This is a genomic window from Dyadobacter sp. HNCC25DJ185 (assembly GCF_056895195.1).
Genome location: NZ_JBXHAR010000008.1, coordinates 119,723 through 134,172 on the forward strand (window position 1 = coordinate 119,723; position 14,450 = coordinate 134,172).

Annotated in this window: 9 protein-coding genes; 2 read left to right on the forward strand and 7 right to left on the reverse strand. The window is 44.7% G+C overall.

The genetic code is table 11. From position 1 onward, the window contains the following. Positions 1-327: 327 nt before the first annotated feature. The 4 genes from AC1XUF_RS22770 to AC1XUF_RS22785 form a co-directional block, all read right to left on the reverse strand. The gene (locus AC1XUF_RS22770) at positions 328-3,879 is read right to left on the reverse strand and encodes a VCBS repeat-containing protein (RefSeq protein WP_483344148.1); all 3,552 of its coding nucleotides are present in this window, start codon (positions 3,877-3,879) and stop codon (positions 328-330) included. A 143-nt stretch (positions 3,880-4,022) separates the two neighbouring features. Then, positions 4,023-5,171 carry a carboxypeptidase-like regulatory domain-containing protein gene (locus AC1XUF_RS22775; protein WP_483344149.1) on the reverse strand — a complete coding sequence of 383 codons (1,149 nt, stop codon included), beginning with the start codon at positions 5,169-5,171 and terminating at the stop codon, positions 4,023-4,025. 97 nt (positions 5,172-5,268) lie between these two features. Further along, the gene (locus tag AC1XUF_RS22780) at positions 5,269-5,505 is read right to left on the reverse strand and encodes a hypothetical protein (RefSeq protein WP_483344150.1); all 237 of its coding nucleotides are present in this window, start codon (positions 5,503-5,505) and stop codon (positions 5,269-5,271) included. Between the two features lie 109 nt (positions 5,506-5,614). After that, positions 5,615-5,764, reverse strand: a complete 150-nt coding sequence (locus tag AC1XUF_RS22785; protein ID WP_483344151.1) for a hypothetical protein — start codon at positions 5,762-5,764, stop codon at positions 5,615-5,617. A gap of 175 nt (positions 5,765-5,939) precedes the next feature. On the opposite strand from AC1XUF_RS22785, the gene AC1XUF_RS22790 reads away from it, so the two are divergent. Continuing rightward, on the forward strand, positions 5,940-6,311 hold the full coding sequence (locus AC1XUF_RS22790; RefSeq protein WP_483344152.1) for a BlaI/MecI/CopY family transcriptional regulator: 372 nt from the start codon (positions 5,940-5,942) through the stop codon (positions 6,309-6,311). 33 nt (positions 6,312-6,344) lie between these two features. Continuing rightward, a complete protein-coding gene (locus AC1XUF_RS22795; RefSeq protein WP_483344153.1) occupies positions 6,345-8,117 on the forward strand; it encodes a M56 family metallopeptidase in 1,773 nt (590 codons plus the stop codon). 48 nt (positions 8,118-8,165) lie between these two features. On the opposite strand, the gene AC1XUF_RS22800 is transcribed toward AC1XUF_RS22795, so the two are convergent. Genes AC1XUF_RS22800 through AC1XUF_RS22810 form a run of 3 tightly spaced genes read right to left on the reverse strand, consistent with a single transcriptional unit; the run spans position 8,166 to position 14,445 of the window. Continuing rightward, positions 8,166-9,929, reverse strand: coding sequence for a phospho-sugar mutase (locus AC1XUF_RS22800; protein WP_483344154.1), 1,764 nt, complete (start codon positions 9,927-9,929; stop codon positions 8,166-8,168). Positions 9,930-9,988: 59 nt separating this feature from the next. Beyond that, on the reverse strand, positions 9,989-12,679 hold the full coding sequence (locus AC1XUF_RS22805; RefSeq protein ID WP_483344155.1) for an MGH1-like glycoside hydrolase domain-containing protein: 2,691 nt from the start codon (positions 12,677-12,679) through the stop codon (positions 9,989-9,991). A gap of 50 nt (positions 12,680-12,729) precedes the next feature. Beyond that, the gene (locus tag AC1XUF_RS22810) at positions 12,730-14,445 is read right to left on the reverse strand and encodes a D-alanine--D-alanine ligase family protein (RefSeq protein ID WP_483344156.1); all 1,716 of its coding nucleotides are present in this window, start codon (positions 14,443-14,445) and stop codon (positions 12,730-12,732) included. Between the last annotated feature and the right edge of the window lie 5 nt (positions 14,446-14,450).

A 14,450-nucleotide genomic window follows, 5' to 3' on the forward strand; every position in this document is an offset into this window, starting at 1 on the left:
GTTACAACTTAATTTTTAATCTCATTTTAATGCGTTTTTTTAAAGTGTCAATATTACAAATATCACTTAATCAATGTTTTAAAGTAAATTGACAGTTACTTATGCAAACTTTTAGCCCGAGTTTTTGATTGTCTTATTGGAAGAAGCTGTGTCATTTTAACTCCCCAATCAAATAAAAATATAGTTACATACAATACTAAAATAGTTATAAATGTACGATTGACATTTCATGAGCAAATAAGAATAATTATATATTCAACATGAGTGGAAAACAAACAAAAAACCCGGAAAGACATGCTATCCGGGTTCAAAATAAAGGTTGAAGTTTTACTTAATCGCTCTTTTGGAGCCATTAGAGCTGACTATTACTACATCTCTGACGTATTGAGGAAGGAACAGTGCATGTGACGACTGAGACAAAAATGACGAGCCCAGACTCAGCTCTTCTCTTCTGCTTTTACCATTTTGAAATTTCAGTGTTGCGAAAGTTTCCGTCGGCATTAAAGATACTTTTCGTACCTCTTGCTGGCTCCGGTGAAACCTGACAGAGTCCCGGTTTTGAGAAGTCGCGGTGATCCAGTTGCCACCGCTTGATCCCAGTTTTACCAAGCCCTTGGCATTACCTGTTATCGTATAACCACTCTGCAAAGGACTCAGTGGTGTAAAGCCACCTTTTCCATCACCTTTCAACACAAGCCCGTAAAAAGCGTCATAACGACCCACTGATACCTCAGAGCCATAGTCATTACCTGAAAGCATTAAGTCAAGATTACCATCCTGATCAATATCTTCGGCGATCATTCCAAAGAGCGGCGCAAACTGCGCCCGAAGCGGTAGCTCGTGGATTGCAAATTTTCCACCGCCCCGATTTTCCACATAACTGCTTAGCATATACGTTGCTCTTACCAGTAATGCATCTTTCAATTCTTCCGGTTTTAAAATGTCACTCAGGCTGGATTCCGCAAACTTGCGATACTCCTGAAAACGCTGGCGGACCTGGATAATTTGCTTGCCCATATCATCCCGGATATTATATGGAAACTCTTTATAACTGCCGTCAGCAGCTTTATAAAAGACCGTTGGTATCGCATCAAAGTATCCGTCGTTGTTGAAATCCTTTGCATACATACTTACCGGCTGATTTTCGGTAGCCCTGCTGAGTGAATTTAAACCCAGGTTACCTGCCACATAGTCTATATCACCGTCATTGTCGAAGTCTCCAGAAACCAGGCTGCCCCACCAGCCTTTCTGATTTTCCAGCCCGGATACGATTTTTTTGAGTTTTCCTTTTTCATTTTTAAAGAAGGTCAGGGGCATCCATTCCCCAGCAACCATCAAATCCACCCAGCCGTCGTTATCATAGTCTGTCCACAGAGCATCACAGACAAGTCCGATGTCCAACAGTTCGGGAGCGATCGCAGCAGTGACATCCGAAAATCTCACCTGATTATTCCGGGTATCGTTTCTAAGCACAAAGCTGGAAACCGGCTTGGGATATGCCCCTGATTCAACTCTGCCGCCTATAAATAAATCCAGATCACCATCTCTATCGTAGTCAACAGCCTTTACACAAGAACCATTTACAAGAAATTGAGGCAAGGCAGCAACATCCGGATGAAAATTACCCTTCCCATCATTGAGATATAATATATTTCTTAATCCATCCGAACCTGTTTTGATTTCATAGCTTCCGCTCACAATATAAAGGTCCAGATCGCGATCCATATCAGCATCAAACAGCAAGACGCCCATGTCCTCCGTATTTTTCGCCAGACCTTCTGGTCCCGGCAGGAGATCCGCTACTTTAAAGTTGCCGCCAGGTTGCTGAAGAAAAAAACGGCCTTTATGCTGATAAGCGCCGCCCACAAAAATATCGTCCAAACCGTCCCCATTGACATCCCCTGCTGCCAGGGCAGGTCCAAACTGTGACAATTTGTGAGGCATGAGTTTCTGGACATTGAAATCGATAATGTCAGTCTCCTCATGCCGGTAAGGGATATGAAGCGTCGAAGTGATATCTGTAAACAGTGGATTATCAATCATTTGAATATCACTCGGATGTTCCGTAGCATCATGCTCGCTGAGCACCAGAACCTGGTTGGCCGGTACGTTCTTTAAAATCTGGCTTTTCCCTCCCGGCCATGTAATTTTCAATTGGTCGACTTTTTTCTCCTTTCCCAAACCGAAATGGATTATCGGCTCGACGGTTGACAAATAGCCGCGGTAGGGCGAATTTTCGGTGATCTGCTTTTTGCCGCCCCCATAGGTTATCTCAGCGATTACTCCTATTCCTGCATGGTTAAACCGTTCACCTTTAAACGCGATCCTCAGATAGTTACTTTCACCAGGCGCTAACTGGATACTGTTGTTGCGAAATACAGACGCAGAGTCGTTGATATTATTGACAATGTAATCGAGGTCACCGTCATTGTCCAGGTCAGCGTAAGCAGCTCCATTTGAAAAACCGGGCTCATCAATCCCCCATTGATCCCCTACATCCTCAAATCTGAGGTTCCCTTTGTTTTTGAAAGCAAAGTTTTTGATTTTGACGGCAGGGATATACTCCAGCATCATCATCGGCTCCATGATACTGGAAACCTCCTGTCGATAGGCTACAAAATCGAGATCGGTAATGTCGCGAGGAAACCCATTTGTGATGATCACATCCCTCAGTCCGTCGTTATCAAAATCGGTTACCATAGGTGTCCAGCTCCAGTCTGTCTCGGCAATTCCGCTTAGCAGGCCAATTTCACTGAATACGGGATCCTTACTCTTGGGGGTCGTCTTCCCAAGGTTCAGCTGCAGGGTATTCCTGGCGACCTGGTACTGGTAACCAAACAAATCGTTGTTCTGATAGGTTACGTAGCTATTCGCAGGTGTCATCATCTTCTTTCTCTTGTTCGTTGCGGGCATCATATCCACGGCAATGACATCCACCAGACCATCATTATTGATATCAGCTACATCATTTCCCATTGCCGAATGGGACGTATGTTTGAAATAGGAAGATGCTTTGTCGGTAAACGTGCCGTTGCCATTATTGATATACATCAAATCATTCGTTAGATAATCATTGGTGACGTAAATATCCTTCCACCCGTCCTGGTTAATGTCTGTCACGTTTACGCCCAATCCGTATCCTTCTATAAGAATGCCTGCTTCTTTCGATACATTAGTAAAAACAGGGTGGCCCAATTTGGCATCCCAGTCATTCCTGTAAAGCCTGTCTGTCCGCTTGGAGGAACCGTCGACGATCTTTTTATGGTACCTGTTTGGAAAATTATTGTCATCCATCTCATTTACGACCAGAAACAGGTCCAGATCCCCATCATTGTCATAATCCAAAAATGCGGCGTTGGTCGTATGGGTCGTATCCGCAATGCCATACTCCTTACCCATTTCTTTAAAAACAGGGGTTTTGTTTTGATCCAGTCCCTGATTTACATAAAGTAAATTTTCACGTTCTCTGGCTACTTTCCTTACCGAGGAACAAACATAAATATCAAGGAGATGGTCATTATTGATATCAATCAGCGCGACACCGGTAGACCATTTGTCTTTACCCGCCACACCTGCTTTTTCGGTGATGTCCTCAAATTTGAAATCACCCTTGTTGAGATACAACTTGTTGTCCACCGTATTTCCCGTAAAATATACGTCGGGCAAGCTATCGTTATTGAAGTCCCCCAGTGCCACGCCTCCGCCATTGTAGACATATTCAAAGGCAAGAATGTTCATGGTATCATTCTCAGCCACGCGGTTGGAAAAACGGATCCCGGTATCGTCACTTTCAAGCCGGGTGAATGTTTTAAGTTCCTTTTTGCAGGACGTAAGTAGCATGGCGACAGGTAGCGCCAGGAGCAAATTCTTGACAGACATTAATTGAGTCCTATTAAATGATAGAAATGGGATATTTCGAAATTAATAAAAGGAGATGGGAAATTAATATCATGGCCTTTTATTTACTTTTTGGGCAGTCCATTTTTGCTAAGGACAGGGTCGGCTAACTACAGAAACGTGATCTAATCGTCTCGTCTCCAATCGGCAGGTAACAAAGTAGAAAAGCGGTCGTTCCCCAGGTCACCGGCAATTTCAAACCCCATTGGCATCACCACCCATCCCTGTGGCGTGATCACCATATACCCTTGGGGCATGGTGACCTGAGTATAGGCGTAAGGCATGTCGGAATAAGGGGATCTGGAGCGTCTTTTCATATTAAACACTTCCAGTTGCGTTGTCGACACTACCAATCTCTCTGTAGCCAGTTCACCGGGCCTCACCAGTTTAAAACCTCTCACTTGTTCGATCCGGTTATGCAAGTGATTGGACAACATATTTAATCCATTGGTCGATCGGACCGATTTAGAAAACCGAAGCGAATCCGGAATAGCCTGATATACCTTAAAACCCTGTTCTTCAAGGCTATCCGAGACCATGCTCGCGAGTAAGTGTTTTAATGAACCCTGGTAAGCAATTTTTTGATTGGCCCTCCACTGCTTTTTCTGCAGGCTGTCCTTGGGTGTCAGCAATTCAAACCGCGTGCTGCCTCCATAATAAACTTTTCCGCTGAAATAGTCGAAATCGTCGAGGTCCTGATGAATCCGGTAACCCAATGCATTATTTTCGATTATCAACGGACTGATGGTCTGTGCACGCAAATGCCCGTCGTCATCTTCTGAGATCCTGAGTACCTCGGGATTTATGATCCTACATTGTTTACTGAACCTGGTGTTGCCCAGCAGCTCACGTGTAATGGTTTTGAGGTTTCTTTCTCTCTTCTTGTTCTTCTTGGCGTAAATGGTAACGCCTTGCAATTCCTGCCCTTCCCGTAGTTTGAAAAGAACGGTTTTAATCCCGGGCTGTTCAAAACGAAGCGTCTGTTTTACGGTTTCAAACCCTAAAAACGAAACGACCATTTCGAGATTACCGACTGCAAGGTTACTCAGTCTGTAATTCCCATTTTCGTCCGCATTCGTCCCGATCGTGGAGTTATTGATAAACACATTTGCAAACGGCAGTGGCTTACCCGTTTTGTCATCGGTAACCTTTCCGACCAGCGTCACAGTACCCGCCTGTTGGGCCAAAGATTGATGAATGGTCAGAAAAAGAATACACGTAACGATCCGCAGTGGAATGGTAAAAGGATCTTTCAAATTCACTTTCGGACGCATATCGAGTTTAGCAGCTTTTCATTCCAAAGATAAATGAGGAGTTTGTAAACATCCGAATTTGCATCAGATTTAACACATTAAAAAGCGTCCCGATTCTTTAATATGAAAAATCCGGACGCTTCCACTGGATCCTGATGATGGTTTTGTTTTCAAAGTCACCTTCCGCCTGGATGAAGCCCAGGCTACTTTCTGTAACTACTTCGAAGACATGATTGGCGCATTTTGCTTTTGGAGCGATACCAGGCACCTTATCGGACTTAATGGTCTGTACTGAATAGCCGACTAAGCGCTTTTCCCGGGTTTGTACAGGACTGGTCACCACAACTTCATTCATGACAAACACCGCTGATTGCAATGTAACGTTCGTCACCTTCAGATTTCCGACGACGACTTCGACTTTTTTGAAATCAATAAGTTAGAAACGAGCCTACCAAGCCCAATTGCTATGACCGTTCATTGGTTACCGTCCTTTGGGAAGTCCGTTCACCACCTACACGGGTGCGGGATTTCTCTCCTTCCGCTTCCACAGCCCTCCTGGCGCGCGGGGAGCCATGCTCTTCCGCCGCATTATCCAGGAAAGCCTGTACGAGCAAGGTGGTCCGTAACTTGTTGTGAAGTCACCTGCTCATCGTAAAGAATCAGATAATAAACTAACGGGATATCTCAAATTTATAATAGTCTGCCTGCCAGTGGCATCAGACAATAATTCCAAAAAGCATTTTCACTAGAAAAATAGTTTTTTAACTATAAAAATAGTTTTATACTTGTATGATGAAACTTGAAAAGCTGACCAATAAGGAAGAGGAGGTAATGCAGGTGCTTTGGAATCTGCAGAGTGCCTTTGTAAAAGATATGCTTCCGCTCTTTACCGAGCCGAAATTGCATTATAACACCCTGTCAACAATCATCAGGAATTTGGAGGAAAAGGGCTATGCGGGTCACCGGCAATTTGGGAATACTTATGAATATTTCCCCACCGTGAATAAAGAAGATTACCAGAATCATTTTGTGCTCAACAAGGTAGTGGGGAGTTATTTTAACGACTCGTATAAAGACCTGGTTGCTTATTTCGTAAAAAATGAAAAAGTGACCCCGGACGAACTTCGGGATATTATCAAAATGATTGAAGAAGGAGAGTAAAGTATCCGTGTTTCACCATTAAAATGCCCGCTTATGCTATTTCCTTACCTTTTGAAAGTCAGTCTTTTACTCGCCATTCTAACCGTGGGTTACAGATGGATGGTTCAGTTTGAAACCTTTTCCAAACTAAACCGGGTTTTGCTCTGGTTCAATGTAATAGCCGCGTGGAGCCTGCCGCTTGTTTCCCTGCCGGATTGGGGCCCAACCCGGATCCAGAGCGAATTTCACCAGACGATCCCTAAGATTGTTCAGGCTGCACCGGTGGTAAGGGAAAAAATTGTGGCATACAACCTGGCGCCATCCGTTATCAGTAACCGAAGGCTCAGCTCGCTGTCCCAGCGTATCAAGGCGCTTCATTTAACGCACTGGCTTTTGATTGTTTACATTTCGGGTGTTTTTGTACTGGCGGTTTCCTTTCTTTATCAGGTAGGCCGCCTTATTTGGACGCTGATGCGATCTCCCGGAGAAAGATCGGACCGGAGACTGATTTTTGTCAGAAATACGCGGAGTGATGCGCCTTACTCATTTTTCAGATGGATCATCGTGAATCCTGAGAAACATCAACCCGGCGAGTTACAGCATATCCTTGCTCATGAAACCGAACATGCATTACAATGGCACAGCCTGGATCTTTTATTGGCCGAATTGCAACGTATTATACTCTGGTTCAACCCGTTTGCGTGGTTTCATCAAAAATTGGTACAAGCTAATCTGGAATATCTGGCCGACCGTGCCGTATTGAAAAATGGTTTTGAGAGAAAGCAATACCAGTACAGTCTGGTAAAAGCGGTACTGCAATCGAAGGAGATCCCACTAACGACTTCATTCGCCCAATCATTGCTAAAAAACCGGATCAAAATGATGAATAAAAAACCGTCGCGAGGACTTGTCTGGGGAAAATATTTGCTTCTATTAGCCATGTTATATGTATCGTCAGCGTTTGTGGCACCGTACACCATCACTTTTGCAGAGATGGCCCCGGCACTTATAAGGCCAGCCATTGCAACCCTTGGAGAAAACGAAAGTGCGATCTCGTTTGAACCGGCAGCGGTAATTTCAGAAGATAGCTTGTCAGATTTGGCCCTCGCCGACGAGGACAACCCGGCGCGTATTGACTCGGTACAGCTATTTCAAAGCAAATGGGTGATCAAGAAAAACGATGCGCTTTACTGGGCAATATCTCCGCTGGCAAAGTGGCAGGATATTAGCGAAGTGATGAATGAGATCAAAGCATTTGGCGGAGAGATGACCGTCAATGTCATTGAATATGATCAATTGCAGATATTTATCACCAGTGCCATTGTGCGCGTAAGCGTAAAAAACGGCTCTTCCGGCCAGAGTAATGAAGGAATTGATAAATTTTCACCTATTAAGGGAGTTTCCGGGTACATTACCAAAACAGGGGAATTAGGTATGGGCCATCTCCCGCCCGACCCCATTCAAACCAGCCTTGAAAAAGATTATGAAAAAGCAGTTATGCTTTCGCAAGAAAAGGCACGGGAATATCGGGAATACAAATTCGCAAAACTAGTTAATGATGGATCATATGGATCCGCAAGCACTTATCTAATAGAGGCACTCGATGGAGAAAACGGTAAAGAATTGCTAAAAAAAGTCGGAATAGGCAAATCAGCTGACAATACGTTGCTAGTGGATGCTACTCACAAATTCGCTGAGTTCCAAGTGGACTTGAAGCTTTCTTCCTTCAACGACGCCAATGCGATTCCTTTTGAAAAGATTGAAAAGATCACAATTCTCAAGGATGACCGTCAGGGAAAAGAACAAGTTGTGATTTACACTAAATAATAAAAGCCACTTTTACAAGCGGCTTTTATTTATAGACAACATGCTAACTTATTTCAATCCCAACTCTTCCCCAATCGCCTTCACTTTATCCTTGAGACTTGCATAAACACTATCGAAATCCTCATTTTTCTCCAATGGAGCACGAACACCTACATAGAATTTGATCTTTGGCTCAGTACCTGACGGGCGGCAGGTGAATTTGGTGCCGTCTTCGGTGAAGAACTGTAATACGTTGGAAGACTCAATACCCATTTCGCCCGAAGGAATGGAATGTGTGGTGCCACTTGTGAAATCCACTGTGCTAAGTGCCTTATAGTCATCCATCCTGATCACCGGCGAACCTGCCAATGTCTTTGGAGGATTAGCCCTGAAATCAGCCATCATTTGCTGAATTTCGTCCGCGCCGCTTTTTCCCTTTTTAGTTAGAGAAATAAGCCCTTCGTAATAGAAACCAAACTGTTTGTAGATTTCCATCAACATATCAAAAAGGCTTAACCCTTTGTCTTTTGCATAAGCAGTAAGCTCGGCGATCATGGCGCAAGACGCAATCGCATCCTTATCACGGACCGCGTCGCCAATCAGGTAGCCATAGCTTTCTTCACCACCACCAATGAATTGCTCCACGCCTTCTTTCTCGCGGATAACCTGCGCAATGTATTTGAAACCGGTAAGCGTATTGTAACATTTCACGTCGTATGCAGCCGCCATTTTGTCGATCAGGTCGGTAGTTACAATGGTTTTGCAAACGAATTGAGAACCTGTCAGTTTCCCGGCGTCTTTCCAGGCGTTCAATAAATAGTAGATCAGCACGCTGGCAGTCTGATTACCATTGAGCAACTGGATTTCGCCATGGTGATTTTTAACCGCAATACCTACACGGTCTGCGTCAGGATCGGTACCCAAAACCAGGTCCGCATCAATTTCCTTCGCTTTTTCAACGGCTTTGGACATTGCCTCGCTTTCTTCGGGATTGGGATAAACCACAGTCGGAAATTGTCCGTTACCTTTTGGCTCGGCCTGTTCTTCGATTACCGTAACTGCTTCAAAACCCATTTTGGCAAGAAGCTGGGGAACCAGCGTAACACCTGTCCCGTGCAATGGGGTATATACTATTTTGAGGCCTTTCTGACGTTGAATCGCTTCTTTTGAAATAGAAAGCGACAAAATGTGGTCCATGTATTTGTTGTCAACATCGGCACCGATCTTGATGATTTTTGAAGAGTCACCTTCAAATTTTACATCGTCGATGGACTGGATCGCATTCACTTCGCCAATGATATTGGTATCGTGAGGAGCAACTACCTGAGAACCATCATCCCAATAAGCTTTGTAGCCGTTATATTCCTTTGGATTGTGAGAAGCAGTGACCACTACCCCGCTTTTGCAACCCAGCAAACGGATCGCGAAAGACAGTTCAGGCGTGGGACGAAGCGCCTCGAAGAGATAAACAGTGATCCCATTTGCAGAAAAAATATCAGCAATGATCTTAGCAAATTCATCCGACTTAATGCGGCTGTCGTAGGCGATGGCCACCTTCTTTTCTTCATTTGGAAAAGCTTTATTCAGATAATTAGCCAACCCTTGTGTTGCAGTGCCCACCGTGTACCGGTTCATCCTGTTGGACCCAATACCTATCAGCCCGCGCAGACCACCAGTCCCAAATTCCAGGTCTTTATAAAATGCGTCGGTCAGTTCTGTATCATTTCCTTCATCAATCAATTGCTGAATGGATTGTTTTGTATCGATATCATAATCACCGTTCAGCCAGCTATTCACTTTGGCCGTTACATTCGTGTCCAGTTGCGCAGTCATAATACGTTTTAATAAAATTGATTTAGAAATAAAACTCTAAATGTAAATATATGCCGGAATTATTTACTTATTTCCAGCTCTTCTTTCTCGCTTTGTTTCGCTGTTTCGTTCGCAGTCTTCAGGATTAATTCCGCTACCAGTCCCGTCCAGCCTGTCTGATGGCTTGCCCCGCAACCGCGGCCATTATCACCGTGGAAATATTCGTAAAACAGAACGTGATCATTGAAATGATTGTCTTTCTGCATTTTTTCATCATGGCCGTACACAGCTCGGTTCCCTTCGGTATCTTTTTTGAAAATATCGATTAAGCGGCACGCAATCGCCATTGCAGCATCTTTGATTGTAGCTAAATTCCCTGAGTTGGTAGGATATTCCACCATGAAATCCTCACCATAATAGGCATGGAATTTCATCAGTGAATCAAAAATCAGATAGTTCAGCGGAAACCAGATCGGCCCCCGCCAGTTAGAATTTCCGCCCATGATATCGGTAAGCGCCTCGGCCGGCGTATAATCCACTTGTAGCACCTCACCATTGATATAAAACTTGTATGGGTTTTCTTCGTGGTATTTGGACAAAGCCCGCACACCATAATCCGAAAGGAACTCGCTTTCGTCCAGCATTCGTTTCATGATCATTTTCATCCGGTGGCCTCGCAGAATCGACAGCAGACGATTTTCACCTTTGCCCGATTCGAACCAACGCGATATTAACCTGGCCAAATCCGGGCGGTTAGCCAAAACCCATTCAACGCGGCGTTTGAACATCGGCAGTTTATCAAGGTTTTGAGGGTCAAGAATTTCGACTGCGAACAATGGAATTAACCCCACAATAGAGCGGACTTTTAAGAGAATGCTTTGTCCATTGGGAATATGGATCACATCATAGTAAAACTGGTCTTCTTCGTCCCAGAGGCTGATAGACGAGTTTTTCCCTCCAATGGACTCCATGGCACCTGCGATGTGCAAAAAGTGCTCAAAGAATTTGGATGCCATATCCTGGTAAACCGGATGTACCAACGCTATTTCCACGGAAATGCGCAACATATTAAGCGTATACATCGCCATCCAGCCGGTTGCATCGGCCTGTTGCAGCTTTCCCCCAAAAGGCATGGGGGTGGAACGGTCAAAAACGCCGATATTATCCAAGCCGAGAAAGCCCCCACTAAAGATGTTATTTCCGGTATCGTCCTTTTGATTTACCCACCAGGTAAAGTTCAGAAGCAGTTTATGGAATATTTTTTCCAGGAACTGGATATCCCCAATCCCGTTGTTCTGCTCGCGGTCTATCTCGTAAACCTTCCAGGTAGCCCAGCCGTGAACCGGTGGGTTCACATCAGAAAAATTCCATTCATAGGCCGGAATCTGACCATTAGGGTGCATGTAATATTCCCTAAGTAGGATTTCGAGCTGCCTTTTGGCAAAATCCGCATCTACCCTGGCCAGGGGAACACAATGGAATGCCAGGTCCCAGGCAGCAAACCAGGGATACTCCCACTTGTCGGGCATGGAAATGATATTCGCCGCGTATAAATGTTTCCATCCTGAGTTTCGTCCCCACTTCCTTCCCTGGTTAGGCCCCGGCTGTGCAGGGTCCCCTTTCAGCCATTCATAAACATTGTAGTAATAAAATTGCTTACTCCAGAGCATTCCGGCATAAGCCTGCCGCTGAATGGACCTTAAATCCGAATCAGAAACATCTTTCTGGATATCGTCATAAAATTCGTCGGCTTCCCTGATCCTCTTTGCAAAAAGATCCTCAAAACCTCCGAACGGTTCTGATATAGAATGATTTACATATCTCAGACGAAAAACCGCGCTTTCACCAGCCTTGATTGTCTTGGTAAACTTTCCGGAAGCTTTGGTCCCGATGTGGTTAGGGTTAACCGTATTGCTTTTTCCTGAACTTACAATGTAGTCGTTGATTCCGTCCTTAGGATAAGCCGTGTTGTTGGCCGTTCCATAGAGCTTTTTAAAGTTTGTTTCGTTCTCACAAAACAGCAGCTCGTCGGCATTGTCGAGATATAAGTTGTATTTGCCGTGCTTCCGGTGGGTTACCTCGATCAAACGGTTGGAGATACCGTTCATGATCGGTTTATAATTGAAGGCCTCATATCCCCACGACCAGGTATTGCGGAACATGATGGTCGGCAAAACAGTAATCGGCGCGTCAACGGGGCCGCGATTGAAAACCGTCACTTTCATTAAAATATCCTCTTCGTCTGCTTTGGCATGTTCGATAAAAATGTCAAAATATTCATTGTCATCGAAAACACCGGTGTCCATGATTTCGTACTCCGGGTCAGCCTTACCCCTCCTGCCGTTCTCCTGACGCAATTTTTCATACGGAAATAATTGCTGCGGATATTTATAAAGCATTTTGGTATAGGAATGCGTCGGCGTACTGTCAAGGTAATAGTACATTTCCTTCACATCTTCGCCATGATTGGACTCCCGGTTAGTCAACCCGAAGATACGCTCCTTGAGAATTTTGTCGTTATGGTTCCAGAATGCGAACGAGAGGCATATATGCTGTTTATTATCTGAAAATCCGCCAATGCCATCCTCTCCCCAACGATAGGCTTTGGAGAGAGCCATTTCGTGGGTAATGTAATTCCAGGCATCACCATTTCCGCTATAATCTTCACGAACTGTTCCCCATTGGCGTTCGGATAAATAAGGGCCCCACTTTTTCCATCCCTTATTTTCTTTCTGAAGGCTTAATCTTACTTTCTCAGCGCCGTGTGCCATTAAAATATTTATTTTCGATAGGAATGAATATAAAATACAATCTACAACATTTAGGAGGGAAATGCCATTTCGGAAATTTCAGAATAAACACTCACCTGATAAGAGACGTCACCCGCATAAAATGTAGTAAGCGACTCTGCTCTTTGGGAAGTTTCAACTAAGAGTGGATGTCGTTCGGCAGTCAATAATGCCTCTACATCAGCTACATACTCCTTGAACATCAGCGGGTTGGTTAGCTTATAAAATTTCCCTTCCCCTGTCTTCAAAACCGGTATTGGCGAAACTTGCCCCTCGGCATTCAACCTGCCATACTTAAGCCGTGCCCGTGCATACTCTTCGTCTGTTGCACCAAAAACGATTACTTCGGTAGGCTTCACTACGGCATGACTTGCCCTGATCTTTGAATCAAGTTCCTCCAACTGGCTTCTCAGCCGCCAGGTATCCTTGCCGGTACGTATCCTTTCGCGGATCGATTGCCTTACAAGGTATGTCAGTGCCTGGGTCACATTCAGGCCAATTTCTGCCATCTGTTTGAAAATAAATGACGTGGGTGACATTCCCGGAATTGTGTTGGGATCGTGGAGTAAAATGGTACCGTCGGGCGTTAAAAATCCGTCAATGCGAACACAAACATTGATCCCCAACTGCTCAAACACTTCCCTTATCACTTTCTGTATTTCCTGATTTTTTTCAAGGGACGTATCTACAGGAATGCGCTTGCGACTTGCGCCGGGTTTGTATTTCGCATTGAAGTCGAACACTTTTACCATTTTGATGACTTCGCTTGGCGGTAATGCAAGTGGCTTTCCGTTGTCAAACTGGATGCAGCCGCACGAAAACTCCTGGCCTTCCACAAACTCCTCGATCAGTACCTGGTCTTCGCTGTTCTGGCTGCTCAGAAATGCTTGTTCATGACCCAGAGAAAAATAGGTATCGAGCTGAGCGATCAATTTGGATGGATGGTACACGACATTGCCATCAAAAACAACGGGAAAGCCAATTCCTTCATCCAGATTAGCGATCTTCTGCCCCCAGGCCTGTTTTTCGGCACTGTCAAAAGATTTCCACGTCGCGGCATCCAGTTCAATCTGGAAAAAGCATTGGTTCACTGCCGATGTAAATTCTTCGAGTGAATCTTCCTTCACAATTGCAACCCCGATGGAAGAACCCTGGTGGGGCGCTTTGATCACCAGCGGAAGTCCCAGATGCTTTTTGAGAACCTGAAAAAGGATTGGATATTCCCGGGGCACCCATTTATCGTAAGTCAAAGTCCAGCTTTTTTTCTGCTGCCCGTTGACAAGCGCAATCATTTCATTTTGCAGGATTTTATCAATTCCAACTGCCGAACCCATCAATCCTGGCCCGCTGTACGGAATTTTATACCATTCCAGCAAGCCTTGTATCGCGCCATCTTCACAGTCGGGGCCGTGCATGGCAAGAAATACAAAATCAAAATGCGCCTTGAATTCGTCGGGGGTTAAAATAAGCCCGATTTCACTGGGGACCGGCTCGTCAATCAGTTCCGGGAAAGATTCAATATAGACCTTAAATCCTTCTTTCTGAATACTTTTAGGTGGGTAAAATTCGCGAATTTCTGAGGAATACATCAACTCTTTTTCAAGCAGGATGAAGCGCCCAAAACTGTCGACAAAAACCGGAACAGGCTCAAAAAGGGTCTTATCCAAATATTCAAAAGCGGTCTTACCCCCGGCAAAAGAAATTTCCCTTTCCCGGGAAGGGCCTCCAAAAAAAATACCGATACGCATATTAA

Excerpts from the sequence above, each read along its gene's own strand:
- AC1XUF_RS22775 (WP_483344149.1), bottom strand. The coding sequence starts at position 5,171 with ATGCGTCCGAAAGTGAATTTGAAAGATCCTTTTACCATTCCACTGCGG.
- AC1XUF_RS22795 (WP_483344153.1), top strand. The coding sequence starts at position 6,345 with ATGCTATTTCCTTACCTTTTGAAAGTCAGTCTTTTACTCGCCATTCTA.
- AC1XUF_RS22805 (WP_483344155.1), bottom strand. The coding sequence starts at position 12,679 with ATGGCACACGGCGCTGAGAAAGTAAGATTAAGCCTTCAGAAAGAAAAT.
- AC1XUF_RS22800 (WP_483344154.1), bottom strand. The coding sequence starts at position 9,929 with ATGACTGCGCAACTGGACACGAATGTAACGGCCAAAGTGAATAGCTGG.
- AC1XUF_RS22770 (WP_483344148.1), bottom strand. The coding sequence starts at position 3,879 with ATGTCTGTCAAGAATTTGCTCCTGGCGCTACCTGTCGCCATGCTACTT.
- AC1XUF_RS22810 (WP_483344156.1), bottom strand. The coding sequence starts at position 14,445 with ATGCGTATCGGTATTTTTTTTGGAGGCCCTTCCCGGGAAAGGGAAATT.
- AC1XUF_RS22780 (WP_483344150.1), bottom strand. The coding sequence starts at position 5,505 with ATGAATGAAGTTGTGGTGACCAGTCCTGTACAAACCCGGGAAAAGCGC.
- AC1XUF_RS22790 (WP_483344152.1), top strand. The coding sequence starts at position 5,940 with ATGATGAAACTTGAAAAGCTGACCAATAAGGAAGAGGAGGTAATGCAG.